We start from the raw sequence: 21,097 nt of genomic DNA, 5'->3' as shown, positions 1-21,097 counted from the left end.
GGCCTTTGTGGCCTGTGTGTGGTTAAGCGGCCTGCAGCATTTGCGCTGTGGTCGCCAGATAGTTGTCGATACGCTTGCGAATATCGGCGCTTTCCATGCGTTCACGGTCCTGGAACTTGAAATAGCGCTCGCCCGCTCGCACCAGGTACAAGACGATGCTTCCGGAAATGCGCTCGCTCAGGAAGAAGTGCTCGAAATCGCGGTCACGGCGCCATTGGCACGGAGGCAGCACATTGAGCATTTCGTTGAAGTATTCGCCAGTGGCCTCTTCCACTGCAGTGATGTGCTTCTCATCCTGCAGGCGGTAGGCCTTCTTGCGGTCCATTTCAACGATTTCGGCCTTGTATTCGATGGCCAATTCGTTGAGGGTCTTGTGGCTGTAGACGCCGAGTTTGGTGTTGGGATTAACCAGATCCACGAACTGCCGATTCGTCATGTCAAAGAAGACGGTTTGAATCAGATCCGCGGCGATGCTGGGGTTGTCTTGCATGGTCGGTCTTTCAAGAAAAACGCCATGACAACCTCGCCCATGGCGAAAGTGCGCCATGGCGGGAGTGGTGACAGGATGGCGCCGCGAGGGCTGCCAACCAAGGGGTATGAGTGCTCAGCTGGTGCTGGGCGAAAAGTGACTGAATTCTAGGCCAGGTTGTATGGGCGAGTCCAGTGGGTGTCAGGGCTCCCTGGGGTCTTCGTTGGCCAGATCCTGGGCAAAGCGCTCGATCACCATCGCGTCGCTGTCAATTCGGCTGCCCGCCTTGGCGCGTTTGACGAACCAGGTTGTGATTTCACTCATTGGCAGGCTGCTGGTGTAGCACTCGCGTGCCGGCAGGGGGCTGGCCAGGCCCGGCGGCAAGTATTCGTCCCAGCCCTCGAAGGCAAAGGGGATCGGCACGATGTAGCAGCCGGCGAAGTCCTGCGCGGCCATGATGACCCAGCATTCGCCGGGCCCCATTCCGTAGGCGAAGAACGAGGAATTCGGCTTTTTCCACAAGGCCCAGGTCGGTAGATCGGTCGGTATCGCCTCTGCGGCCCGCTTGGCAGCCAAGCTCTCCTGTTTGAGCCGGTTCATTTCCTGCAGTCTTTCGTGGGCCTGGGCCAAGGCGCTGGCCCGCGCCAACCGGTCGGCTTCGTTTTCCAGAATAAAGCGCTGGCGCTGGTGATCGACGCTGCGTCTTGCTCTGGATAGCGCACCACCTAGGTCTGGGAGCTTGTCCCATAAAAGGTCACCATGCTTGCTCAGGTATTCCACGGCTTCCTGAAAGGACTTGATCTGCCCTTCCTGTGGAGGGGCGCATCGAAAGACCAAACTGCCCGCAAAGGCATCATCATCGAGTCCATGTGCTTCGGCACCGACCTGGACGAATAGGCCTATGTGATGCTGGGTGTGGCCTTCATCGATCTCAAAGGTTGCGACCGAGGCGTTGGTGGTAGCTTCAAAGTTCCAGGCTTCAGGATGGACATGTTGCACTGGCCAACGCAGTTCCAGCGCCTCGCTGAAACGCCTCCAGCCTTCCACAATCGATACCAAAGTGTTCCCCGGCGGCAAAGGAATCCCACCGGGCATGGTCGACAGCCGTTCGATCGCCAGTCGTCGCAACAGATTCAGACTTCCCACCAAGCACTCGGGGCGTTCCTGACCAGCTTCATGGGCAAAGTGCCATGCGTTCTTTTCGCCTTGCTTGGAGACAAGCGGGCTGCGGCAGGTGGGACAGAAGCAGGCACACGCGGCTCCCCTTGCCACGTCGCCCACGAAGCGAATCTGGCCGGCGCCATCGACGGCTGCGTACGTGGTCATTCGTGCTGGTGCAGTTTGCGTGGATTCCAGCGGCTCAGCAGACGCTTGATCTTTGCGTCACCGTCCGGGACCAGTGTGTACAGGTCAGCCTTACCCCAGCGCAACGCGTCCAGGCAGATGAGCATGTCGTCGCTGATGGCGATGTCCAGTGCGCGCAGATCAAAGAGGTCAAAGGCGTACGCGTGACCGTTGTAAGTGGCTGCGACGAATCCAGCGACCCGAGCAGCTTGCCCAGTATCACTTTGGGAAGCGATGTCGATCAGGCGGGCATAGGCATGCGCGGCCTTTGCTTGTGCTTCTACGGCGCGCTGCGCCCAGAGTTTCTGGTCGGCGTCCAATCTCGCGAACACTTCGGAAGGGTCAAGTTCTTGTGCAGTTCTGGGTTTGGGCAATTGCATCGATGTCATCCTTGTGGAATGTCCTGCCAGTTACGCATCAGGAGATGGTCGCGCTCTTTACCAACAGAGGTGAGTTGAATGTTGGAGCCAGTAGCTATTTCCCTGGCGATGGTTTCGGCCATTTGGGTGGCCTTTGGGCTGTTTCCTTGTGTGGCCAAATCCGCGTAAGCGGGCGAACGCAAGTACACGTTGCCTCTGATCACCAGGCAATCCACTACCGGTAGCCCCTCAGGTGTGTAGCGCGAGGTACCGTGGAAATACTGGCCAGCCTCCAATCTGGCTCGCCACTCCCGATCCTTGGCAATGTTCTCCAGTCGGTCACGGTGCACCTTTGCTCCAGGACGCTGGAGATGGGCGTCAAGGCGAGACTTGAGCTGCAGCGTCGGATGACTGAGTGGCAAGCGCCCCAGGTATTCGGCAGCCTCGGCGAGCAGCTTCAGCGTTTCGTGATGCACTGCGGCGTCATCGGGAAAGAGTTCTTCCATGTTCGTTCCGTGGCGTGCTAGATGCGTTTCATGGTGTCCAGATGGGCTTGCGCAGAGGCAGGCCACTTGAAGCCATCGCGCTCGGCAGCTTGTCTGAGTGTGGTCTTTCCATGCGCCCCGAGCAGGTTGGCCACATCCTTGAAGTGGGCGCTATCCGCAATCAGCGTTTCCACCGCATCCTTCACCTGAATGACGCGGTAGGTGTCATTGGGGCCATTCTCCAGTCGATAGCCACGCAATGCCGCAGCTGTGAACAGTCCCACTTCGGCTGGATGGATGTCGCGTTCCATTAGATGTCTGGATGGGGCTGGCTAGTCGGGGGCCGCTGTGGCGTTGTGGTCACATGTCCGGCAGGGTTCTTCCTGATCGGTGCCGTGCCGGTGCTTGCACCAGCAACAGGGGATGGCCAAATGGCCCTCTTCCTCTGGTTCGAACTTGTCCCGGGCGACGATTGGGATTTGAAAAGTCATTCTTTGCCTTTGTCGATGAAGCGTGGCATGTCGCACGCAACGGTGCAGTGGTATCCGTCAGTGTGGTGGCTCACGTCTGGACGGTACAGATGGGACTCGCGGCCATCGACAATCGCCACGAGTCCCAGTTCAACGAACTTGTTCGCAGCCGCACTACCGAAGGTCGGCGATTTGCCGACGATGCGGAACTTCAGGCGGCCCCCGTCGACTGCTATGTCGTCGATCTTTTCAAATCCTGGCAAAGCCTCGATGCTGGGAATTGATAGTCGGGTCATATCGATTCTTAAACGAGTCGTGCAAGTGGATTTCTGAAGGCAGACGTAGGTACATCCCACTCGTCCTGGATCGATGCAAGCCCTGCGCAATCGGCGCTACGGGGCGTATGGCCATAGAGGTGTGACGCGGCGTGGCGGATGTCATCCACCACCATCTTTCCCAGTTGGAGAGTGTGGCGCCTGTGGCGAGCCCGTGCGTAAAACGCCTGACGCTTCGATTGCCGCCCGTTCTTAGTCGTATCCTTCATGTCCTCTCCTTCACTCCAGATCGCCAAGCGGCATCTGGCGTTTGACCATGAGCGTCATGATCGTGTCTGGCGCTATTGTGAAGTCTTTTTTACGTCGCGCGTTCTTCTGTATCTGGAACCCGCCTGATGGCATTTCATAGATGAGCCCGAATCCTTGTGGTACTTCGGTGCGAGAAATCAGCGGCGCCGGGCAGCAGTAGTAGACCGCTTCGGCAAGGTCGGCATACGCGCCACGCTTTTCGGGCCTGGCCAGATCAGCCAGAAAGTCGGCGCGGTTCACCTTGACTTCATAGATGGTTGGCGCGGCATTGCGTGCCCGCAGGACTGGCATGCAGGCAAAGACGTCTGGGCGAACTACGCCCCAACTCCTACCCTCCCCGGGGGCCGGATTGCAAAACTCGACGTTCTCCCAGGTGAACATCCCTTTCTCGCGCAGGTAGTCGCACAGGCGGTGCCCGAGCGCGTGATGCCCGCTCTGCATGGCAATTCGAGCCTGGCGCACTTCGTTGATGTGGGCTATGCCTTGGCGCGTCACCGTCAGGCTGGTGGTGGTGCTATCACTACCTACCTTCACGAACCCGTGCACCAGCAGATCCAGATCAACGCCCCCGAGGTCCCCCACCATGACGGGTCGGCCGTACCCCCACAGCGATCGCAGCCTTCGGCTGTGCATGGTGGTGAGTGTTGGCGGTGTCGTGACCTCGATGGGCATGCCATCCGGGGCAGACGGATCGTTGTCATCGGGCATTGGCATGTTGCAACCCTGTATGAAGGCGATCAGTACCGCGGATTGACGAACACTTGGGACCGCGCATAGTTGCGCTCAAAATGCCCCTCGTACACCTTGGCCAGGGCGGGATTGTTCCAGTTCACGAGGACGTTTTCTGAATTCCGGTGTGCCGCTGCATCCGAGTAGTTGAAGCTGCCCAACTCCACCGATTGCTGGTCGGCCAATATCACCTTGTCGTGATGAATCGGATAGACCTTGATGGTGCGCACATCAACTCCAGCCGTTGCCAGTGCAGACAGCGCGGCCACGGCCTTGGGGCTTTTGAACTTGCCGTTGCGGTCGACCTCCAGGTTGTTCTCGTAGTCGGCCACCAGCTTCACGTCCACCCCGCGGTGCTTGGCATCGAGTAAAGCCTGGGTTACCGGGGCGCTGGTGAAGCTGTAGGCCAGCATGTGGATGGAGCTGTGTGCCGAGTTGATGACCTTGATGACCAGGTTTTCGGCGCCTTCGTCGGGTGAAAACGCCACCTCGACCGTTCCAGTCGCTGCTACGGTGGTCGAGTTCGCGTTTTTCACTTCGGCCACGGCTTTTGCGATGATCTTGGCGGCGCTCCAGGCGAAGGCGTTGGATGTGGCGAGTGATGCAGCAGCAATTGCAGTGGCAATGACGATGGTTTTTGCGTTGATGTGGGATCGCATGTGAAGCCCTTTGTGTTTGATGGAAGACTCACATCCAAAATACATCAGGCGTTATCGTTTTCCAGCGTTTCACAAACTTGCTGGTGACTGCCACTTTGGCAGCATTCGTCTTTTCGCTTTCAGGGCCCGCTCAAGCACCGGATCAATCGTCTTTGCAGTGTCGATACCCAGGTAGACGCGTCTTTTCTGAACAGATCGTGGCGTCATGGCAAACGCCATTGCCAAGGTCGAATCGCTGACTTTCCCCAGGTGACGATCAAGTTCCCAGCAGGAATCATGGTCATCGGGATGCGGCGCTATTCCAAGCTGTGTCCGCTGCATGGTGACGCTGCGCACATCGACACCTACCTCGGTGGCGATCTCCTGGTCGGTGGCTTTTCCCGCCAGCGATGTGATTCGCTGCCGGTCGTGCTCTCGCTCGGCCTGGAGAGCTTGGAGGTGGTCGCGGAAGGTGCCGACTCTTTGTGCCCATTGGGCGGTGTCTGATGCGCGAATCTTCTTTGCCGTGTGCCAATCGTAGGTATCGAGCTCAGGAGGTATGAGGCAAAGAGCCGATATCGTCTTGCTGAAGTAGGCGCGGATATGGACTGCGGGGATGTTGAAGTGACTGGCGGCCTGTGACGTTGAGAGTCCCCCAAAGACCATCTTCTCGAAAACCTCCAAAGCGAGAAGTGCCCGTGCGACATCCGGAACTTCGCGGTCCTTCCAGTGCCGTTGGAGTTGCGCCTCTTCTATGGTTCCCAGCAGTTGGTCTGCGAGCGTCAACAGCGCTTCGTTGGTGTGCGTAGCGGTGTTTTCCAATGCCGCCGTATCACGGAAGTCGGCCAGCTTGGATGCGATGGCTTGTCGGACAGCTTCGGTTCTGAGTGAGTTGTTCATTTTTTCGGCGCGCGCTTATGAGCTCGTTTGAGCGTTGATGATCCGGTCGCGGGGCTTGATTGGTCGTATGGGATCGTTACTGTGTTGCTTTGTGGTCGCCGAACGACTACACCCACATGTCCTTGATCGCGGCGTATAGCTGCAGCAGCATGCCGCCACCGGCCAAGTAGGCACCAAATGCCGTTACGCGCGTCTTTTCGCTCCAAGGTAGCTTGTGTTCGACACCATTGACCGACATGTTCAAAAACACCATCGATGGCAATACGAAGTACATGTAGAAGCGTGGGCCGAGCCCTTCGACCACCTCGGCCGACGGCCCTTGTGTCCAATGCATGGCGTAGATCAGCAGACCGCCTCCGCCCACTGTCAACAAAAGCAAAAACTGCTCGGCTACGTGCTCCAGGATGATGGCTTTGTATTTTGGATTTTCCACCACCAGCTGTGACAGCACCACCATGCCCAGAATGGACATCGTCGCGCCACATGTGTTGAAGAACTTGTACGCCACCAGGCCGGGATAGGAGGCCAGCTTGTCTCCCACCCACCAGCCGAGCGCGGCGTACAGTGCCATGGGCACGACGATGCGAAACAGCGTGTCCCGCGTCATCATGCGCAGCGCTCCAGTTGCACCGTACCGCACTGCTCGGCGGCAAAGCGGATGAACTTTTCCACTTTGGCTTTCTTGGCCGCGATTTGCTCGCGCAGTTCCGTCCCGGTGGGTATGTGTACCAGCCCATCCTCTTCCAGCATTTCCATGACTGCCAGCAAGTCGATGTACTCGGCTACCAGGCGCTGGGCGTTGCTTGCCTCCTGCCCGGGCTGAACTTCTCGCAGGCCAAAGTGCAATGCTTTGGAAGCACGGTGCGCAATTTCATTGCACTCGGAGCCGGCTTGCACCAGCAGGTATTCCGCGCGATTCACCGGCGGTCCCCTGCGGAGCGCTTTGCGTCCTGCCGCTCGCGGCGTTCGATCATGGTTTTCACGAATTCGTCCAGCCAGGATTCGACGGCTTGGGCGGACAACTCTGCGATGGGGATCGTGCGCTGCAGAGCGTCACGGCTGAACGTCTCGGAGTAGAAGTTGGACGGCGGGGCCCATTCTAGGGTGCAATGGTTGTCCGCATAGATGCGCACGAAGGCGCGGGCTTCGTTGTGCATGCCACTTATATGTTCGCGATAAGGCGCCTCACCGGCAGATGGGACGAAGCGAAAAGACCAGGTCGCACGCCCTTCTTGCCGAAAGACTTCAGAGGTATCAGCTGCGTAGTCCAGTTCCAGGGCTTCGTGGACGTAGCGTTCAAAGATCGGCCTGAGCAGGGGGTCTGCTCGTTCAATGTTCTGCTGCATCTGCAGGCTTAGCTGGGAGCTGCTGGAGGCAATGTCCAGTGCTTGGGCTGCGAGCGCTTGGCTGCGTTGTTGCTGGTGTTCGGTGACGACTTGCTTGAATCCCATGGTGGTAGTGTGGGTTGGTTAGTGGTGTTGCGACTTTGCTTGCAGCTTGCGTACGAGCGCGTCCAGCACCCGACGCACGGGTCTGGCCAGCGCCTGGCGCGTTTTCAGAAAGCGCGCGATCGGGGGCGACACCGTGTAGTAGGTCTTGACGAAAGCGCGGCCAAGCACATGGGGCATCAGCGACTGATCGCGAAAAGCCCGCAGCGCCTGCACTTCGGGTGCCATCGAATCTTGATAGACGGCTGTGGCGATGAAGCAGGCGGTGAAATCCTTGTGCAGCGCGCCGCAGTAGGGGCAAAACGAGCGATAGGGTTCGCTGTTGCGAAACGACATGCGCGGCACCATGCGCTTGCCGCAGGAGCCACACACCTCGCGCTCGTCATTGCTGCGTTGCTGATTGGTCGCTGCTGCCTTGGGCGCGGGGTAATCCGTGCGCGGCTGGTTGTCGGGGCCCCACTCGATCAGCGTGATCTTCGTTGCGCGTGGGTTCTTGCCGGGCTGCGGTGCTGGTACCGGTGTGAAGTTCACACGGTCGCCGGTGCGCAGCACGTTGATCCCTTGCACATCCGAACCGTGGAAATAGTGATCGCCACTGTCGGTCTTGATGAAACCGTAGCCCTTGGTCGGGTTGAAAAACGAAACCTTGCCTTCCATCGTTGACTCTTTTCTTGTGTTCACGCCTTTGGATGCAGCCAAAGATAGGCGCTATAGACTGCTGCACAGTGCACGGTTGCACACAACCAGAACACTACCTGAAAACCACGCTTGCGCGTCTTGTGGCGCACCAGGCGCTGCACCAGCGCGCTGGCGGGCCAGCCCCCGGCCAGCGCCAGCAGATGCAGCGTCTTTTCCGGGACGCGCCGGGTGCCGGCGCGCGCCGCCGCCTTGTCGGCGATCAGCACCAGCGCCACGACCACATTGACCACGAGATACCACCATGCGAGCGCACTCATTCGTAGCATAGGGGGCAATGGGCGCTGATCATTTGCGGTCCTTGTCCTGGTTGGCGCGGGACCGGTAGAAGCGCACGGCCAGCTTGGTCCGGGCGAGTTCGGTGGCGACAGCGAACAGAACCAGCAGCATCGCCTGTGGCCACACGTTCCATAAGGCGTAGATGGCGATCAGGTTCATGGCTGCGTTGAACGCATGCCAGGCATTCTGTTGGCGGCTGCGCCACCAGATGCGCACTTGGCGGCTGAGCAGGACGATCAGTCCCATGATCCACAGGATCTGGATGAAGTTGGGTGGATTTTCGGGCATGGCTTAGCCGGGGTGGTGCTGGTCAATGATCATCTGCTGGGCGCGTAGGTGGTTTTGGTTCACGCGCTCGCGCTCCAGCTCGTTGGCGAATTCCACGAGATTCTTGACGGTCACGGGTTCACCTTTGGTGATGTGCTGTCGAAATCGCGCGTTCCAAAGGGCATGCGCTGTCTGTGGCAGTTCGAGCTCCATGGTACGCAGGTGTTGGGCTTGCGCAAACTTGCGCCAGTGACTGTGTTCGCCTTCCATGGAAGGCGCGATGCCCAGCCCCTGCAGCACGAGCAGCAGTATGAATGCGCTGGACCAGCCTATGAACGGCCAAAGGATGAGGCTCAGTCCAGTAAAACGCCACTGCATGAGTGGCAGTGATACGCCCGCCCACAGGAGACAGACCACTAGCGTCATCGGAGTGCTGAGCTGGTACCAGTCCCGATGCGCGTCGACGCAGTGGCGCACCACGTCTTCTGCCAGCAGCGGCTCGGGCATGCCGCTGTCAGCGGCCGACGCCCCGGGGTCGTAATTTCTGATTTGCATGGCACGATAGTACATTAAATGTAATCTACATACAAGCCCCTCACACCCCACCCTCGCCCGCCCCGGCCCCCTCCCTGATTAACCTGCCTCAGCCTTTCCCCTTCCTCCCACCGCCCCGAGCCAGCCCCGGCGCGTCGTGTGAGGAATGACGGAGGGAGGACGAAGGAAGGAAAAAGGAGGGATACCGGCTTGGCAGGATGAACAGGTGTCGCTTTGCTGTGGTTGGGTTGACTTGGGCTTGTATGTAGATTACATTCCGTTTAACTATGACGACTACTCCTGAAACTGACGCCGGCATCGGAGCGGAGCGGGTGTTTGCGGCCTGGGCGGGCATGCGCAGTGCCATCGCCTTGCGCACCCTCTCGCCCGACTCGATCAAGGCCTACCGCTCTGTCTGGAATGGCTGGCTGGCCTACTTGGCCGATGATGGCCACGACTGGGACACGGCCGCCAGCGAAGACGCGCGGGTGTTTCTGGAGAACCTGGCTCCATCGAGCCCGACCAAGTCCAGCGTCAGCTCCGTGACCCAAAAGCGCTATTTCCGCGTGCTCAAGGAGATCTACGCCTGCGCCGTGGCCAACGGCTGGCTCTCGCGCAACCCCTTCGACCACGATGCCAAGGTGGCCAGCACCGAGCAGATGGATTCGCTGGTGTTCAACCGCAACGACTGGGGCGAGCTTTTCCGCAGCCTGCCCGCCCCTTCCGAGGTGATCGCCCCCGATACACCGTGGCAAAGCGTGCGCGACCACTCGATGCTGCTGATGATGATGCAGTGCGGGCTCACTGTGGCCGAGCTGCGAAGCCTCAACCTGGCCAGCGTGCAGTCGCCGCGGCTGACCTGGAGCGATGGCCGCCCGGATCTGGCCCTGCCGTTCCTGCCGTGGGAGCCGCAGGCCGCGCAGCACGTTCGCCTGACCATCAACGGCGCGCGCAAGCACCAGCAGCGCACACTGGTGCTGGCCGACCCCAATGAAACCGTCCTGTTCGCCTGGCTGCATGTGCGCCTGCAGGAGCGCTTTGGTCTGGCTGCTGACGCGCCGCTGTATGTCTCCCAAAAGCGCAAGTCCCGCCTGTCCGAAAAGTCGATTTTTCTGCTGGCCCATGCGCATATCCGGCACAGCCTGGCGCAGCGCCACTCGGTCGATGCGCTGGCCCACACCGGCCCCATGACGCTGCGCAATTCCTGCATCGTGCGCTGGCTGGATGCCGGGCTGGCCGATTCGGAAGTGCTGGAGCGCGCAGGCCTCAAGGATGCCCAGGCGCTGCGTCGGCTGCGCCAGCACGTCGTAGCCATCCACCACCCCGGAGGTAACCCATGAACGAACCTGTGACTGTGGTCCTGCGCATCAGCGCATGCATTGACAATGAATACGCGAACCGTCAGCCCGACCATTTGCCGCTGGACAAGCTCAACGAGGGGCGCTGCACTTTGACGCTCGATGAGGCCAAGGAGGTGTTGGCCGATGCCCAATTCAACTGCGACCCCAGGGCCGTGGATGTGGGCCCCTATGGCACGCCACTGCCGGTGTTCAACGCCTACCGCGCGCTGGCCAAGCAGGCGCAAGCTGCCATCGCCGCCGCCCAGGGGGTGGCAGCATGACAGCCCCCTCCCGTCTGGTGGACACCAACCGTGCCCTGCGCATGAGTGGCTTCATCTGCCAAACACTCAATGACCGAGGCATCCGCTGTACCCTGGAGGATCTGCGTTGGGCGTTGCCGTTGCTGCGCCAGGACCAGTACGACCAGATCGAGGCCGCGGTACAGGACATGGCCAAGGGACACGACCAGCAGTCGCTCATGGAACTGACGGCGGCACTGCGCCGCCTGAGCAGCCCGAGCTTGCGCGCGCAGTTGGGAGCGGCCGGCATCGCGCTGCGGCTGGATGTGCTGTTCGAGATGGCCACCATGGCAACAACCCGCGATGCGCTTTCACAAGCCTTGGCGGGGCTGTCCAGCATGCAGGAGGCCGCTCGCCTGTCTGCGGCGGACAAGCTGCGCGCCTGGTGTGGCGGTGTTCCGGTCGACGACGAGTTGCCGGCGCTGCCGCACGAGGACGCTGGAACGCCGACTTCCGCCGCGCCAGCCCCCGACGGCACCCCGCCCCCACTGCGTACCAGTGTCCGCGCCCCGGCCAACGATGACGGCCCTGCAGACGACGCTTGCTCCCCTGCCCTGCCGGCCGAGGCCGTGATCCGGCGCAAGGCCAAGGTGTTTGGCAAGAGTGGCGCTTTGACGCTGGAGATTGCGCCTGTGCGCGAGCAGGAGCACCATGCCAGTACGGCACGCTGTACGGTGATGGTCGAAGGGGCGCTGGCCACCGGCGACGGGCATTTTGATTGGTCACCGGGGAAGAAGGTGGTTTTCATGTGCACGCAGCGCGAACTGCCGCAGCTGCTGGCCGTGCTGATGGGCTGGACCTCGGAGCTGGAATTCAAGTTCCACGGCGCCAACAACAAAAAGTCGCTGCACATCGCACACCAGGAGCACGGGCTGCTGGTGCACGTGCGCGATGCCACCAAGAATGTGCGCGTTCCGGTCGAAGACGCCGATCGCTACGCGCTGGCCATGCTGGTGCTGGCGGCCATGGCCCACAACGAGCCGCACCTGGACAGCAGCGCCATCATGGCGGTGGCGCGGGCGATGGCGGTAGTGCCCGGGTGGCGGCGTGCTGGGTGAGCCGGCACGCCTTCGAAGCTCGGTGCGGCTACGCGGCACCCTTCTGTAGCTTCTTCCTGCGCGTTGGCGCAGCAAGTCGACTCAGATCGGCTCCGCGCCCCATCGCTTCCTTGATCGTCTCCATCGTGAACTCTCCTGCGTCCAGCGCGGCGCGGGCAGCATCCTCCCAGCGTAGTGTTCGATTGGCTTCGACGTATTCGAAGACGTCTTTCCTCTTTGCCCCGGTTGGAATCATGCCTTGACCCAGATAGAGGTCAGGCACCAGCGTTTCCTTACCATCGGCCCCCACCTTAATCACTGCCAAGGCGGCAACCGTCTTTTGCAAAATATCCATTTCAAGGTCACTGCTGGAGTGACATAGGCTGCGCACTAGTGTGTCGGCAGCATTGCAAGAGTAGCTCCCGGTGATGAACAGGCAATCTCCCAATCTGGGCAGCAAGACATCCGCCTCAGCGTAGTACCCATCGACGACGATCCGTTTGAATCCGTACGCATGGGCAATCTGTATCGAAGGCATCATCGGCAAGGCTTTGACCGCATCGGGCACCAACCAGTCCTTGGCTGGCGTCGATCTGTTTCGTACCTTGATCCTCGCAGCGGGGCCCAGGCCCTCCGTCATCGACAGCACCGCATTGATGAGTTCGATCGCCGAATGATCCTGAATCGTGCTTGAACCAAGTGCGAGCAGCCCGGTGGGGCGCTGTGCAAGTGCCTCTCTGAGCAATGGCACTACATGGCTGGGCAGTGCGGTTACATCCGCCTTGTATGGGGCCGGGGCTGGAAGCTGTACCTTTGTGGATGCATTTGGGAATGGCTGTAGCGCTCCGCTTTCCGTGACGATTCCGACGAGATCCTGCGTATCCTCTGGATAGTCTGGGGCATGGCACCTGATCATGGTTTCCAAATCCGTCCGTACCAGGTCAGGATTTGGTGAATCCACCAAGATTGCTACACGGTGCCCGTGAACCGATGCATGAAGACACGCCGCCTCCAAGGTATTTGCGTGCATCTCCCACTCTTGTTGACACAAGACCATGGGCCCCAGCACCAGCAGTGTGCCGGAGGGTACGCGCTCCATGCCTTGCGCCCACAGCCCGTTTTCTCCGAGATCGATGGCACCGCGCCAGTCACTGGCGGCACGTTGCGCATACACCAACTCTCCATCGGTGGCATCCTCGTATGCCTGCAGCAAGGCATCAATGGCTGACTGCGTGGTTGCAATATAGACACCCGGCTGTGGGCCACTTGGCCAGATCACAGGCGCCCGCTGAATGGGGCCCGCACTGGGTGGCATCAACGCCTGCAGCAGGTCCGCTGGCTCGATTTCCAGTCCATGGCGCTTTTGAACGCGAAAAGCCAACCGTGCTGCCGTTGATGGCTCAAGTACGCTCTTCTCAACACGGTCAGGAAAGGCGGCAACCTCATTCCAATCGCGCAGACCTGGTATTGCGGTGATGAGATCAAGTGCATGACCGTGTTGAACGGCGACACCACGTTGGTCGAGATAGCCGCGCAGGCTCCCCGCCAACAGTTTCAATTGCTGGACATTCATGAAGACTCCTTGGGCGTCAAAGCCGGTGCACGCTTTGCGGGCCGCCCATGGATTTCACGAATGGGAGTTGGTCCTGAATCATTCCGTCTTCACCATGCCCATCAGGGCGCGTGCGGCAGGCGACGGAAACCTGCCCCAAAGATAGCACAACTACTTGCGCCCGTCGACCGTACAGCGGCGCTGCCTTATCAACGAAGGCCCAAAAAAAAAGCCACCCGTAGGTGGCTTTGATGGTTCGCGTTAGCGCAGTTGTCAGCGGGTCTGTCCGCCGAAGTCCCGCAGGACCAGGGCATCGAGCAAGCCCGGCTCCGATTCGTGCTTGAACACAGGTGCAGCAAGCGATTGCTCAATGCACGCGGCAATTTCTAGCATGTCACTGGCACCAATGGCTTCGCAATACGTTGCGGTGTGCACATTGCATGCGTCCAAGGCGGGATCGGTTCCCCACTCCATGTAGAGCTCCAGTTGGCCAGCGGCGTCCGAAAGCCAGTAGCCGCCTTGGTCGTTGGACAGGAATGTCCCCCGGGGCTGGGCCAAGAGTGCTTCGCCAATCAGAAACGTGGCTTCGCACATCTTGACGTAGGCTGCCTGCTCTTCCTCATCCTGGCTGTAGACCCGGATAGTGCGCACCAGCGGGCCCTCATGGTGGGTTGCTGCGCCGATCAAGCGTTCACGCACGGTTTGCAGATGCGGCTGCAGGTCATCATCGGCAGAATGGATGGTTCGCTTTGCGATGCCGTACTTTGCTTGCAGCTCGTGGGTGAACATGCGTTCCAGATCGGCGCGATCGACGATTTGCGGCCAGTCGCTGTAGGGACAGGTTTCATCCCGGCAGAGGCCCAGATGATCGAGTAGGCTTGCGCACTTTTTGCAGCGCGTCGGGACGATGGCAACCTTTTGGAACAGCGTGATCCGCGTGTCATTGCCTTCATGATCGGGGCAGCAGAACATGTCGCCCTGCCACCGACCTTTGGCGATTCCTTCCTCGGTCAGCTTGTAGGTATGGGCCGTCCCTTCGGTGACGCCGGAGAAAAACGCGACTTCATTGTGCGGCTGTCCATTCGCTTCGGCGATGCCGACGTATGAACAATCCACGCCGTTGGCTACGGCGCTTTGCGCGCTCTTCACGAGTTCAAGGTAGGCCAGAACGGCGCCAGTTGGTTTGATGGGTGTTTGCATTTTGCTTTGGGAAAGAATGCTGGCCACGACGCAATGCATGCGCGTCTATGTCGTGGCCAGGAGGATGGTTGATGATGGGCTGGCTACAGGGTTTCAACCTTGTAGGTGCTCGCGGGATCTTGGAGGCGCAGCGTGCGTGCATGCCGTTGTGCGGTACGTCGCGTGTGTGCCGTGTCCCAGGTGCCGCGGTTGCGGCCCAGCCCCGCCATCACGGCGGTTTCGTTGTTGCGATAGCGAACTACGTAGTAGCTCATGGTGTGCTCCTTGATGTGGATGGCATCCCTCACCCATGTCGGGCGTACGGATGCCCGTTGGTTTTTTGGTCAGTCAGGTCAGGCCGCCGCCGCCCCCAGAAGGACGTTTTGGTTTGACGTGCTGATGCGGTATTGCTCACCGCGCCTGGCCTGAATTTCAGCTGCGTCGGCCTCGATGCGTTGGCGCAGGTCTGCGGGGCAGTTGCGTTCGATTTGGAGGGTCAGCGTGCCAAAGTTCAGGTAGGCCAAGCGGGCATAGTCGCCGTTGACCTCCCGCGCACGGTCTGCATAGACGATGCCGGTGGGGTAGACGCCTGAGAACAGGCGATCACCTTCGACATTGCGCGTCTGGTCTGGTTGCGGCAGGTTGTAGTGAACGCCGTCGATGCCAAAGATCCTCGCCATGTTCTCTGCCTTGCTGCAGTACGCTACGCAGCAATTACCGAGTCCCCAACCAGTGTCCTGGCCGCTGAACTGGCGGCCTTGGAAGCGGGAACCGCAACAGGTGCACTTGAGCGTCACGATGGGTTTCGAAGCATCGGGGTGGGTGTTCGGCTCCGTCGCAAGTTGCGCCGGCACAATCGGTCGCTTCAAGCCGATTTCCTCGAACTTGGAGAAGCTGATCGCCTGCCCAGAGTACGTGGCGGTGTCCCCGTAAACGTACACCCGGCTGGCGTTGATCCCTGCAGCCTTGGCTTCTTGGATCGCGTGCTTGAAGTGCTCGCGCCCGAAATTGCCATCTACAACGTAGATCCCGACGTTGGTGGTGCCGTGCACGGCCGCCAGCAGCTGGTAACCAGCAAGCATGCGGAGGTACTTGGTGTCATAGACCTGCTCCAGTACAGCTTGCTTGAGCTGCTCTGAAGGTACGCCTGCCAGAGCAGGGTTGGGTTGATTTTTCATGTCCGTGGTTCCTTGTTCAGGCCCAAGACGGACTACTGGCCGCAGGGGCAAGCAAGTCGCCCTGGGCAGTTGGTGAATGGTCGGTTGTCGCTCGACCGATGCAATATGAGTTCCCCAATGGGGAGTGGGCTTTGCACCCTAGGGGCACCAGGTACCCATCCGGGCTATCTACTTCAAGAGGGTTCCTGCAAATCAGTGGTCACCTCGTTACCGAGTTCGGCCAGTCGATTTTCCAGGCTCTTTGCGGTTGCAGTTCCGAGTTCGTCAGGCGAGAAAACAACAACCGCATACCCTTCGCTGCGAAGCTCAGAAAGAAACTGGTGAGGATTCAGCAAAGGCGTCAACAGCTTGTGCAAGCCAGCGGCGACTTCATCGCCCCTGTCTGCCTTGCTAGCCAGGTATCCCTCGATTGCCTTGATGGTGTTCTGTGTCGTTTCCAGCATTTTCATTCAGACCGAAGCCCGCTCCGTATCAGGTGAAGTGACGCTAACAATTTCATAAACCTGTTGGCGGGTTTTCGCATTCGCTTCAGCGATTGCCAATCCCTCAGCATGATCGGTGTCATCAGCTTCTCCAGACCATTGGTATTCCGTTTGGTCTTCCATGAGGAGTTTGACTGACCACGTTTTTGTGTTGACGCCAGGTTGAATAGCCGCATGAATCTCTTCTGCGGCAGACAGTCCCCAGCGTATGCAGTGGTTGAGGGAGGCCCCCTCATTGTGGAAGTCATAGCAAGCCTTGTTTTCAACAGCACTGAGGTTGTTAAACGCAGCATGAGCTTCTTGCATGCACCGCAGAATCGTCTCGATAGCTGCTTTGCCTTGTGGGGTGAATTTTTCCATCCGTTGGTTCCTTGTTCAGGCCCAAGACGGACTACTGGCCCCAGGGGCAAGCAAGTCGCCCTGGGCAGTTGGTGAATGGTCGGCTGTCGCTCGACCGATGAAATATGAGTTCCCCAATGGGGAGTGGGCTTTGCACCCGAAAGAGCCTTGATTGTAGCCAGCCCCCTGCAGCCAGTAAACAGCCAAAAAAAATGGGCCCCCGTGGGGGCCCATTTGGAGTGGCTTCAGCTCATCTCCAAAGGCTCAATGTCGTACACAAAGTGTGTTTGAGCTTCTGGAATCGATGCTGGTTCGGTGTGCGGCTGCAGAGCAATCATCGGAAGGTGCTTGTTGGTGTTGGTCCCAATGGCCGCCCCACAGTGGATGTTCTTCGCTGCATGGATGTTGGCCATTGCTGCATCGAACTTGTCGAGGTCAAAGTGATCACCATCATCTGTGCCCCTGATCTCCTTGAGGAGCTTCCATGCTGGGCAATCCTGACCGCGCCGATTTCGGTAGGCTTCCATGTACTCCTTGGTCAATTGCTCGCCTTGGTCATACTGTCGCTGAAAGTCTTCGTTGGCCTCCTGCGCATCGTGTGGCAGCCATTGCCGAATCCGCCCCACGAAGAGGTTGATCTTTTCGACCACCTCGGCTGACTTCGGGTAGAAATGCATGGTTTGGGTTCCGCTGTAGTAGCGCACATCAAAGAAGCGCGACTGGATGCGATCACTGCGTCGCAACTCTGCTTGTCGCAGCGCAGGCACCAGGCCATCCATGTAGGGACCATTGATCCCATGGAGGTAGCCAAACACCTTGTCCACGTCAGCGAGGAATCGCTCATTGTCGTAATCCAGACCACCGCCGAAGCCGACGCGCATTCTCGGGATGATGAAGCGCGTCTTGCGGATGCGCATGCCGATCTTGTGCTTCTGATTGGACTTCCAGCTGCGGTAGAACACCACGTTGTCGGAAGATCGCTCCATGATGGTGTCGAAGAGGTCGCACACCATATCGGTGTAGATCGCCCCCATGGACTCAATCACGCCACGCAGGAAGCCGTGTATGTTGGCCGCGCTGAACTCCAACTTGTAGATGTCCTGCGCAGAGGCTTCAAGCTTCTTGCGTGCCTGATTGCTGAGCTTGTCGGTGAGCAAGGACGAGCGGATGATCTGCGCCCACGCTCTCTTCTTCAGATCGTCATAGCGTGTCTTGAAGTCTTTGTTGGCCGCATCGCGTACGGTGGCGATCTCCTTGCGGACATCGTTGCCTACGCCCTTGGCTTGCATATCCTCCAATGTCATGCCCAGGCCTTCGCGTAGACGGTCGGCCAGGGCTTGCGCCTCACTGGCCTGCCGTGCTGCAACGACCGCTTCCTTGAAACGAAAGCAGGTGTCTTCGATGAAGTTGGATGGCAACGCCAAGGCTGTGCACATTCCAGCATCGATCGCCTCAAACTGGTTGTCGCCTTCGCGCAGACCCGCCGTCATGCTTTCGATGTCGATGTAGCGCACCGGTGTCTTGTCCAGGTAGATCAGCGCGACTTCTACAGTGGTAGTGCGCTCCACATCGTCAACAAACTGGTCCTGCAGGAACTCGACCGAGCCGTGCTTTTCAATGAGTTTGACAAGGCGCTGGCGCTCTTGGCTGTAGGGATTGCGAATGGTCTCAGCATTGATGATGGCCGCAATCTCTGCGTCATACACCAAATCCCAAGCATGCAGCACATGGGCTGCGCCATAGGCGAACGGTGGATTCATGATGACGTGGCTCACTGTGGCCAGTGAACGGACATCCATGAAGTCGTAGCCCAGAATCTTTAGGCCCAGCTCGTTCAGTGCCGGGTGATGCTGCACATCAATTTCGATTGCGGACACTTCGTCGAGGTTTGCAAATTTTTGCCTCGCGTAGGTGCGAATCCGTTCACGATAGCGGCCCACTGAGATTTCAGTGTCCTCAGTCGCTGCAACCCAAGGAATTTGCTCGTCGCTGAGACCACTGAAACCGTCGCGGGCGTAACGGATCAGGTTGCCCCTGCCTGCGCTGGGGTCACAAAGATGGCGCACTGGGCGCTGAAACTTGGCCCACATTCTGGCGGCCGTGTGCTCGCCTGTTGGGTAGTGTTGATAGTCCATGGTTCCATTGGAAAAATGGGACCAGTACCCCTCGGGATGCTGGTCCCGTTGGGGTGATAAGTCGGCGCGCGCCGAACGGCGTGCGTCAAAGAGTTCGCCGTGATGCGGGCGGCGCTAGGCGGCGGCTTCGCGAGTCAAGTCAGCTCGAATTTCTTGAGTCTCATAGTGATCCTGTATTGCGAGTACAAGGTATGAACCACACCCGAGTTGGGCAATGTTCACCCTCAGGGCGGATTTGATGACTCCCCCTACCGCATCACCGATCGGTGATTGGCAACGCAGAGGAAATTGGTGTGTAGGTGCACAGCAGCCAGTTGCAGGCCTTGGCATGCACTCCGTCATGGCGCAGATGCTGTGCTGGTTGGTCGCTGCCAAGCGGAAATGTGACGGCATGGCGCGGCGCAAAGCCGTGCTTCTCCATCAGCTCATTCGTTTTAGCCAACGCCCCTCTTCCGATGGCGGCGGTAAACCCATCGCCGACGAATCCTTGATACATGACCGAATTGACGGATTCCAGATCATTCATGATCGCCAATCGTTTGGGCCAGTCCAGATGGCAATATGCCAGTGACTGTTTTGAGTTGAGGTCCACTGTTCTTGCTCCTGTTGAAGAAGCCCAAGCAACGAACGCAAGCCCGATGGGCGAATGTTCGCCCTGGGCAGTTGGTGAATGGTCGGCTGAAAGCGCGACCAGAAAAATATGAGTTCCCCAATGGGGAGTGGGCATTGCACCCGAAAGAGCCTTGATTGTAGCCAGCCCCCCACGGGCAGTAAACAGGCAAAAAAAAAGCCTCCGCCCTTTCGGTGCGGAGGCTTTTCAGACAGTGTGTCAGCCGTGACTGTGCGTCACGTTCTTTCGCGTTTGGTTGGGGTGTGTCGGCAGGCGACGCGCAGCGGACATCAGGCGTACCTGGCGCTGCATTTCCTTGGCCGCGCCTACCAGCGGCGCAAAATACACGCGCGGCGCCTCGCGGGCCGCCAACTGGACTTCTCGCAGAAACTTGCTCATTGATCAGCCTCCTTCATGGCAGTAATCCCTGTGGTGACCAAGTGCCACAACAGCAGGATCGCGTCTATAGTGACGATACCATACTCTAGTAGAGTGAGTACACCCACGACGTATTCCGACGATCCATGGGCTTTGAGCCAATGGACCAACTCACCCAATCCATAGGCCGGCAATGCAATGATCACGAAGATCACTGAGCCGACGAACGTATGGGTCACGAAATGGACAATGGGCTTCCACCAGGTCTTGTCGTTGTGATTGCTCATCGTTGCTCTATCTCTCCCTTTATCCCTTTGGGTCAGCGGATGGGCATTCTTCCACATACCCATCACTATTTTCGAACCCTGGCCAGTTCAAGGCGCAGGAGCTCAATTCACCAGGGCGATAGGTGCAGTGGCTGCAGGTCGCGCACAGATCATCGTCACTGATCGACTTGGCGCCACAGATGCTGACGATCGGCACGCGCTTCAAGACGCCATTGAAGTCGATGATCTGCGCATCCCCTTCGAGCAACGCCTCCACAATCGGTTTGGCAGAGTCTCCCACCGTCCCATTGAGCTCGGCACCGAGTTGGCGCATAGCGGCCTGGCTCAAGTTCTCAGCGCCTTCGCGCATGCGATCTTGCAGGTATTTCATGTCATCTTCTGCGGTTGAACGCAGGAAGGTAACCAGATAGCCCGGTTCGTGAGTCACAATGACCTCGAACTGCCCTTCTGCATGCCCGTCGTCGTAGCCTCTTTGCAGGGCTGCCACGATGTCTTGCATTGTTCCCATGGCAGGCACTTCGACCAAGATGAGATAGCTGTACCGGTTCATGTCATTGGCCTCCGCTTTTGGAGCTGGCGCTGATCAAGGCGCTTGACCGCACCTGATGGTGGGGATCGTTGCGCAAAGCGGCGCGAGCATCCTCCGAGCAAAGCTCCCAATGGTCGCTAGCCACTTTGACGCGGCCCAGACGATCGAGTTCGTGAATGTTCTCAAGGCTGAAGTGCCCGCGCGCATCGCAACTATCGATATAGCGCTCCCGTTCAGCGTACAAACGTTCAACTTGACCACGCTGCGGGCAGCGCGATTTCATGCCACTTTCAATGCGGCGAGGTGTTTCTTGGATTGATTCCATTTCAGTGCTTTCATAGTTCGAAGAGCCCTGCCCAGAGGGCAGCGTGGCCCCTCATGGGTTGATGGTTATGGGACTACGGCGTCCGTGATGTCCTGGTTGCACCAGGCGATTCGGCCCTGCACATCGAGCCCAAGGCTGCGCTCGATATACCAATCAACACTTGCGATGCTGTGTTTGGCGTATAGCTGGCTCAGTGCGGCCTCCAATGCGTTTGCCGCCTGGTGC

At 59.0% G+C, this 21,097-nt stretch carries 31 protein-coding genes; 3 read left to right on the top strand and 28 right to left on the bottom strand.

Annotated elements, in window-relative coordinates; all coding sequences use genetic code 11:
- Positions 1-22 precede the first annotated feature (22 nt).
- The 16 genes from RQP54_RS18190 to RQP54_RS18115 all read right to left on the bottom strand — a co-directional run bounded on the left by RQP54_RS18190 (position 23) and on the right by RQP54_RS18115 (position 9,223).
- On the bottom strand, positions 23-490 hold the full coding sequence (locus RQP54_RS18190) for a hypothetical protein (protein ID WP_315679863.1): 468 nt from the start codon (positions 488-490) through the stop codon (positions 23-25).
- A gap of 180 nt (positions 491-670) precedes the next feature.
- Positions 671-1,795, bottom strand: a complete 1,125-nt coding sequence (locus tag RQP54_RS18185; RefSeq protein WP_315679862.1) for a competence protein CoiA family protein — start codon at positions 1,793-1,795, stop codon at positions 671-673.
- Positions 1,792-2,193 (bottom strand): hypothetical protein, encoded by a 402-nt coding sequence (locus tag RQP54_RS18180; RefSeq protein ID WP_315679861.1) that lies wholly within the window; start codon positions 2,191-2,193, stop codon positions 1,792-1,794. The genes RQP54_RS18185 and RQP54_RS18180 overlap by 4 nt, the downstream gene beginning before the upstream one ends.
- A 5-nt stretch (positions 2,194-2,198) precedes the next feature.
- Positions 2,199-2,678, bottom strand: coding sequence for a hypothetical protein (locus RQP54_RS18175; RefSeq protein WP_315679860.1), 480 nt, complete (start codon positions 2,676-2,678; stop codon positions 2,199-2,201).
- Positions 2,679-2,695: 17 nt separating this feature from the next.
- Entirely contained in the window at positions 2,696-2,968 is a 273-nt protein-coding gene (locus tag RQP54_RS18170) for a hypothetical protein (RefSeq protein WP_315679859.1), read from the bottom strand.
- Positions 2,969-3,144: 176 nt separating this feature from the next.
- On the bottom strand, positions 3,145-3,423 hold the full coding sequence (locus RQP54_RS18165) for a hypothetical protein (RefSeq protein WP_315679858.1): 279 nt from the start codon (positions 3,421-3,423) through the stop codon (positions 3,145-3,147).
- A 258-nt stretch (positions 3,424-3,681) separates the two neighbouring features.
- The gene (locus tag RQP54_RS18160; RefSeq protein ID WP_315679857.1) at positions 3,682-4,419 is read right to left on the bottom strand and encodes a hypothetical protein; all 738 of its coding nucleotides are present in this window, start codon (positions 4,417-4,419) and stop codon (positions 3,682-3,684) included.
- Positions 4,420-4,448: 29 nt separating this feature from the next.
- The gene (locus RQP54_RS18155) at positions 4,449-5,099 is read right to left on the bottom strand and encodes a phospholipase D family protein (RefSeq protein ID WP_315679856.1); all 651 of its coding nucleotides are present in this window, start codon (positions 5,097-5,099) and stop codon (positions 4,449-4,451) included.
- Between the two features lie 69 nt (positions 5,100-5,168).
- Positions 5,169-5,978, bottom strand: a complete 810-nt coding sequence (locus tag RQP54_RS18150; protein WP_315679855.1) for a hypothetical protein — start codon at positions 5,976-5,978, stop codon at positions 5,169-5,171.
- 106 nt (positions 5,979-6,084) lie between these two features.
- Positions 6,085-6,588, bottom strand: a complete 504-nt coding sequence (locus RQP54_RS18145) for a hypothetical protein (RefSeq protein ID WP_315679854.1) — start codon at positions 6,586-6,588, stop codon at positions 6,085-6,087.
- Positions 6,585-6,899 carry a hypothetical protein gene (locus RQP54_RS18140; RefSeq protein ID WP_315679853.1) on the bottom strand — a complete coding sequence of 105 codons (315 nt, stop codon included), beginning with the start codon at positions 6,897-6,899 and terminating at the stop codon, positions 6,585-6,587. The genes RQP54_RS18145 and RQP54_RS18140 overlap by 4 nt, the downstream gene beginning before the upstream one ends.
- Positions 6,896-7,429 (bottom strand): hypothetical protein, encoded by a 534-nt coding sequence (locus RQP54_RS18135; protein WP_315679852.1) that lies wholly within the window; start codon positions 7,427-7,429, stop codon positions 6,896-6,898. Before RQP54_RS18135 ends, RQP54_RS18140 begins: the two co-directional genes overlap by 4 nt.
- 18 nt (positions 7,430-7,447) lie before the next feature.
- Complete coding sequence (locus RQP54_RS18130) at positions 7,448-8,107, bottom strand: CFI-box-CTERM domain-containing protein (RefSeq protein ID WP_315679851.1); 660 nt, start codon at positions 8,105-8,107, stop codon at positions 7,448-7,450.
- Positions 8,104-8,382 (bottom strand): DUF1294 domain-containing protein, encoded by a 279-nt coding sequence (locus RQP54_RS18125; protein ID WP_315679850.1) that lies wholly within the window; start codon positions 8,380-8,382, stop codon positions 8,104-8,106. The genes RQP54_RS18130 and RQP54_RS18125 overlap by 4 nt, the downstream gene beginning before the upstream one ends.
- A gap of 28 nt (positions 8,383-8,410) precedes the next feature.
- Positions 8,411-8,689: a hypothetical protein gene (locus tag RQP54_RS18120; protein ID WP_315679849.1), complete on the bottom strand. Its 279-nt coding sequence runs from the start codon at positions 8,687-8,689 to the stop codon at positions 8,411-8,413.
- Positions 8,690-8,692: 3 nt separating this feature from the next.
- On the bottom strand, positions 8,693-9,223 hold the full coding sequence (locus tag RQP54_RS18115) for a hypothetical protein (protein WP_315679848.1): 531 nt from the start codon (positions 9,221-9,223) through the stop codon (positions 8,693-8,695).
- 266 nt (positions 9,224-9,489) lie between these two features.
- Between RQP54_RS18115 and RQP54_RS18110 the strand changes: the two genes are divergently transcribed.
- Genes RQP54_RS18110 through RQP54_RS18100 form a run of 3 tightly spaced genes read left to right on the top strand, consistent with a single transcriptional unit; the run spans position 9,490 to position 11,899 of the window.
- Complete coding sequence (locus RQP54_RS18110; protein ID WP_315679847.1) at positions 9,490-10,542, top strand: hypothetical protein; 1,053 nt, start codon at positions 9,490-9,492, stop codon at positions 10,540-10,542.
- Positions 10,539-10,823 (top strand): hypothetical protein, encoded by a 285-nt coding sequence (locus RQP54_RS18105; protein ID WP_315679846.1) that lies wholly within the window; start codon positions 10,539-10,541, stop codon positions 10,821-10,823. Before RQP54_RS18110 ends, RQP54_RS18105 begins: the two co-directional genes overlap by 4 nt.
- Positions 10,820-11,899, top strand: coding sequence for a hypothetical protein (locus RQP54_RS18100; protein WP_315679845.1), 1,080 nt, complete (start codon positions 10,820-10,822; stop codon positions 11,897-11,899). Before RQP54_RS18105 ends, RQP54_RS18100 begins: the two co-directional genes overlap by 4 nt.
- Positions 11,900-11,927: 28 nt before the next feature.
- On the opposite strand, the gene RQP54_RS18095 is transcribed toward RQP54_RS18100, so the two are convergent.
- The 12 genes from RQP54_RS18095 to RQP54_RS18040 all read right to left on the bottom strand — a co-directional run bounded on the left by RQP54_RS18095 (position 11,928) and on the right by RQP54_RS18040 (position 20,872).
- Positions 11,928-13,451 (bottom strand): glyoxalase superfamily protein, encoded by a 1,524-nt coding sequence (locus RQP54_RS18095; protein WP_315679844.1) that lies wholly within the window; start codon positions 13,449-13,451, stop codon positions 11,928-11,930.
- 252 nt (positions 13,452-13,703) lie between these two features.
- Entirely contained in the window at positions 13,704-14,657 is a 954-nt protein-coding gene (locus tag RQP54_RS18090; protein ID WP_315679843.1) for a hypothetical protein, read from the bottom strand.
- Positions 14,658-14,713: 56 nt separating this feature from the next.
- The gene (locus RQP54_RS18085; protein ID WP_315679842.1) at positions 14,714-14,884 is read right to left on the bottom strand and encodes a hypothetical protein; all 171 of its coding nucleotides are present in this window, start codon (positions 14,882-14,884) and stop codon (positions 14,714-14,716) included.
- A gap of 78 nt (positions 14,885-14,962) precedes the next feature.
- The gene (locus tag RQP54_RS18080) at positions 14,963-15,787 is read right to left on the bottom strand and encodes a hypothetical protein (protein WP_315679841.1); all 825 of its coding nucleotides are present in this window, start codon (positions 15,785-15,787) and stop codon (positions 14,963-14,965) included.
- A 173-nt stretch (positions 15,788-15,960) separates the two neighbouring features.
- Entirely contained in the window at positions 15,961-16,236 is a 276-nt protein-coding gene (locus RQP54_RS18075) for a hypothetical protein (protein ID WP_315679840.1), read from the bottom strand.
- On the bottom strand, positions 16,237-16,629 hold the full coding sequence (locus RQP54_RS18070; RefSeq protein ID WP_315679839.1) for a hypothetical protein: 393 nt from the start codon (positions 16,627-16,629) through the stop codon (positions 16,237-16,239).
- 224 nt (positions 16,630-16,853) lie between these two features.
- Positions 16,854-18,743 (bottom strand): DUF4942 domain-containing protein, encoded by a 1,890-nt coding sequence (locus RQP54_RS18065; protein WP_315679838.1) that lies wholly within the window; start codon positions 18,741-18,743, stop codon positions 16,854-16,856.
- 256 nt (positions 18,744-18,999) lie between these two features.
- On the bottom strand, positions 19,000-19,470 hold the full coding sequence (locus RQP54_RS18060) for a hypothetical protein (protein WP_315679837.1): 471 nt from the start codon (positions 19,468-19,470) through the stop codon (positions 19,000-19,002).
- A gap of 102 nt (positions 19,471-19,572) precedes the next feature.
- Entirely contained in the window at positions 19,573-19,752 is a 180-nt protein-coding gene (locus RQP54_RS18055; RefSeq protein WP_315679836.1) for a hypothetical protein, read from the bottom strand.
- On the bottom strand, positions 19,749-20,018 hold the full coding sequence (locus RQP54_RS18050) for a hypothetical protein (RefSeq protein ID WP_315679835.1): 270 nt from the start codon (positions 20,016-20,018) through the stop codon (positions 19,749-19,751). The genes RQP54_RS18055 and RQP54_RS18050 overlap by 4 nt, the downstream gene beginning before the upstream one ends.
- 19 nt (positions 20,019-20,037) lie before the next feature.
- The gene (locus RQP54_RS18045; RefSeq protein ID WP_315679834.1) at positions 20,038-20,568 is read right to left on the bottom strand and encodes a hypothetical protein; all 531 of its coding nucleotides are present in this window, start codon (positions 20,566-20,568) and stop codon (positions 20,038-20,040) included.
- A gap of 1 nt (position 20,569) precedes the next feature.
- On the bottom strand, positions 20,570-20,872 hold the full coding sequence (locus tag RQP54_RS18040; protein ID WP_315679833.1) for a hypothetical protein: 303 nt from the start codon (positions 20,870-20,872) through the stop codon (positions 20,570-20,572).
- Between the last annotated feature and the right edge of the window lie 225 nt (positions 20,873-21,097).

The organism is Curvibacter sp. APW13, assembly GCF_032337135.1.
Lineage (GTDB): Bacteria > Pseudomonadota > Gammaproteobacteria > Burkholderiales > Burkholderiaceae_C > Allorhodoferax.
The sequence above is the reverse complement of the archived record's forward strand: the minus strand, read 5'-3'. Positions and strand labels throughout refer to the sequence as shown.

Bases quoted from the DNA above. Each gene is read 5' to 3' on its own strand.
- RQP54_RS18070 (WP_315679839.1), bottom strand. From the start codon at position 16,629: ATGGAAAAATTCACCCCACAAGGCAAAGCAGCTATCGAGACGATTCTG.
- RQP54_RS18055 (WP_315679836.1), bottom strand. From the start codon at position 19,752: ATGAGCAAGTTTCTGCGAGAAGTCCAGTTGGCGGCCCGCGAGGCGCCG.
- RQP54_RS18075 (WP_315679840.1), bottom strand. From the start codon at position 16,236: ATGAAAATGCTGGAAACGACACAGAACACCATCAAGGCAATCGAGGGA.
- RQP54_RS18085 (WP_315679842.1), bottom strand. From the start codon at position 14,884: ATGAGCTACTACGTAGTTCGCTATCGCAACAACGAAACCGCCGTGATG.
- RQP54_RS18065 (WP_315679838.1), bottom strand. From the start codon at position 18,743: ATGGACTATCAACACTACCCAACAGGCGAGCACACGGCCGCCAGAATG.
- RQP54_RS18080 (WP_315679841.1), bottom strand. From the start codon at position 15,787: ATGAAAAATCAACCCAACCCTGCTCTGGCAGGCGTACCTTCAGAGCAG.
- RQP54_RS18095 (WP_315679844.1), bottom strand. From the start codon at position 13,451: ATGAATGTCCAGCAATTGAAACTGTTGGCGGGGAGCCTGCGCGGCTAT.
- RQP54_RS18110 (WP_315679847.1), top strand. From the start codon at position 9,490: ATGACGACTACTCCTGAAACTGACGCCGGCATCGGAGCGGAGCGGGTG.
- RQP54_RS18120 (WP_315679849.1), bottom strand. From the start codon at position 8,689: ATGCCCGAAAATCCACCCAACTTCATCCAGATCCTGTGGATCATGGGA.
- RQP54_RS18180 (WP_315679861.1), bottom strand. From the start codon at position 2,193: ATGCAATTGCCCAAACCCAGAACTGCACAAGAACTTGACCCTTCCGAA.
- RQP54_RS18160 (WP_315679857.1), bottom strand. From the start codon at position 4,419: ATGCCCGATGACAACGATCCGTCTGCCCCGGATGGCATGCCCATCGAG.
- RQP54_RS18150 (WP_315679855.1), bottom strand. From the start codon at position 5,978: ATGAACAACTCACTCAGAACCGAAGCTGTCCGACAAGCCATCGCATCC.
- RQP54_RS18045 (WP_315679834.1), bottom strand. From the start codon at position 20,568: ATGAACCGGTACAGCTATCTCATCTTGGTCGAAGTGCCTGCCATGGGA.
- RQP54_RS18135 (WP_315679852.1), bottom strand. From the start codon at position 7,429: ATGGGATTCAAGCAAGTCGTCACCGAACACCAGCAACAACGCAGCCAA.
- RQP54_RS18125 (WP_315679850.1), bottom strand. From the start codon at position 8,382: ATGAGTGCGCTCGCATGGTGGTATCTCGTGGTCAATGTGGTCGTGGCG.
- RQP54_RS18185 (WP_315679862.1), bottom strand. From the start codon at position 1,795: ATGACCACGTACGCAGCCGTCGATGGCGCCGGCCAGATTCGCTTCGTG.
- RQP54_RS18190 (WP_315679863.1), bottom strand. From the start codon at position 490: ATGCAAGACAACCCCAGCATCGCCGCGGATCTGATTCAAACCGTCTTC.
- RQP54_RS18105 (WP_315679846.1), top strand. From the start codon at position 10,539: ATGAACGAACCTGTGACTGTGGTCCTGCGCATCAGCGCATGCATTGAC.
- RQP54_RS18175 (WP_315679860.1), bottom strand. From the start codon at position 2,678: ATGGAAGAACTCTTTCCCGATGACGCCGCAGTGCATCACGAAACGCTG.
- RQP54_RS18155 (WP_315679856.1), bottom strand. From the start codon at position 5,099: ATGCGATCCCACATCAACGCAAAAACCATCGTCATTGCCACTGCAATT.
- RQP54_RS18040 (WP_315679833.1), bottom strand. From the start codon at position 20,872: ATGGAATCAATCCAAGAAACACCTCGCCGCATTGAAAGTGGCATGAAA.
- RQP54_RS18170 (WP_315679859.1), bottom strand. From the start codon at position 2,968: ATGGAACGCGACATCCATCCAGCCGAAGTGGGACTGTTCACAGCTGCG.
- RQP54_RS18145 (WP_315679854.1), bottom strand. From the start codon at position 6,588: ATGATGACGCGGGACACGCTGTTTCGCATCGTCGTGCCCATGGCACTG.
- RQP54_RS18165 (WP_315679858.1), bottom strand. From the start codon at position 3,423: ATGACCCGACTATCAATTCCCAGCATCGAGGCTTTGCCAGGATTTGAA.
- RQP54_RS18100 (WP_315679845.1), top strand. From the start codon at position 10,820: ATGACAGCCCCCTCCCGTCTGGTGGACACCAACCGTGCCCTGCGCATG.
- RQP54_RS18115 (WP_315679848.1), bottom strand. From the start codon at position 9,223: ATGCAAATCAGAAATTACGACCCCGGGGCGTCGGCCGCTGACAGCGGC.
- RQP54_RS18060 (WP_315679837.1), bottom strand. From the start codon at position 19,470: ATGCCCACTCCCCATTGGGGAACTCATATTTTTCTGGTCGCGCTTTCA.
- RQP54_RS18050 (WP_315679835.1), bottom strand. From the start codon at position 20,018: ATGAGCAATCACAACGACAAGACCTGGTGGAAGCCCATTGTCCATTTC.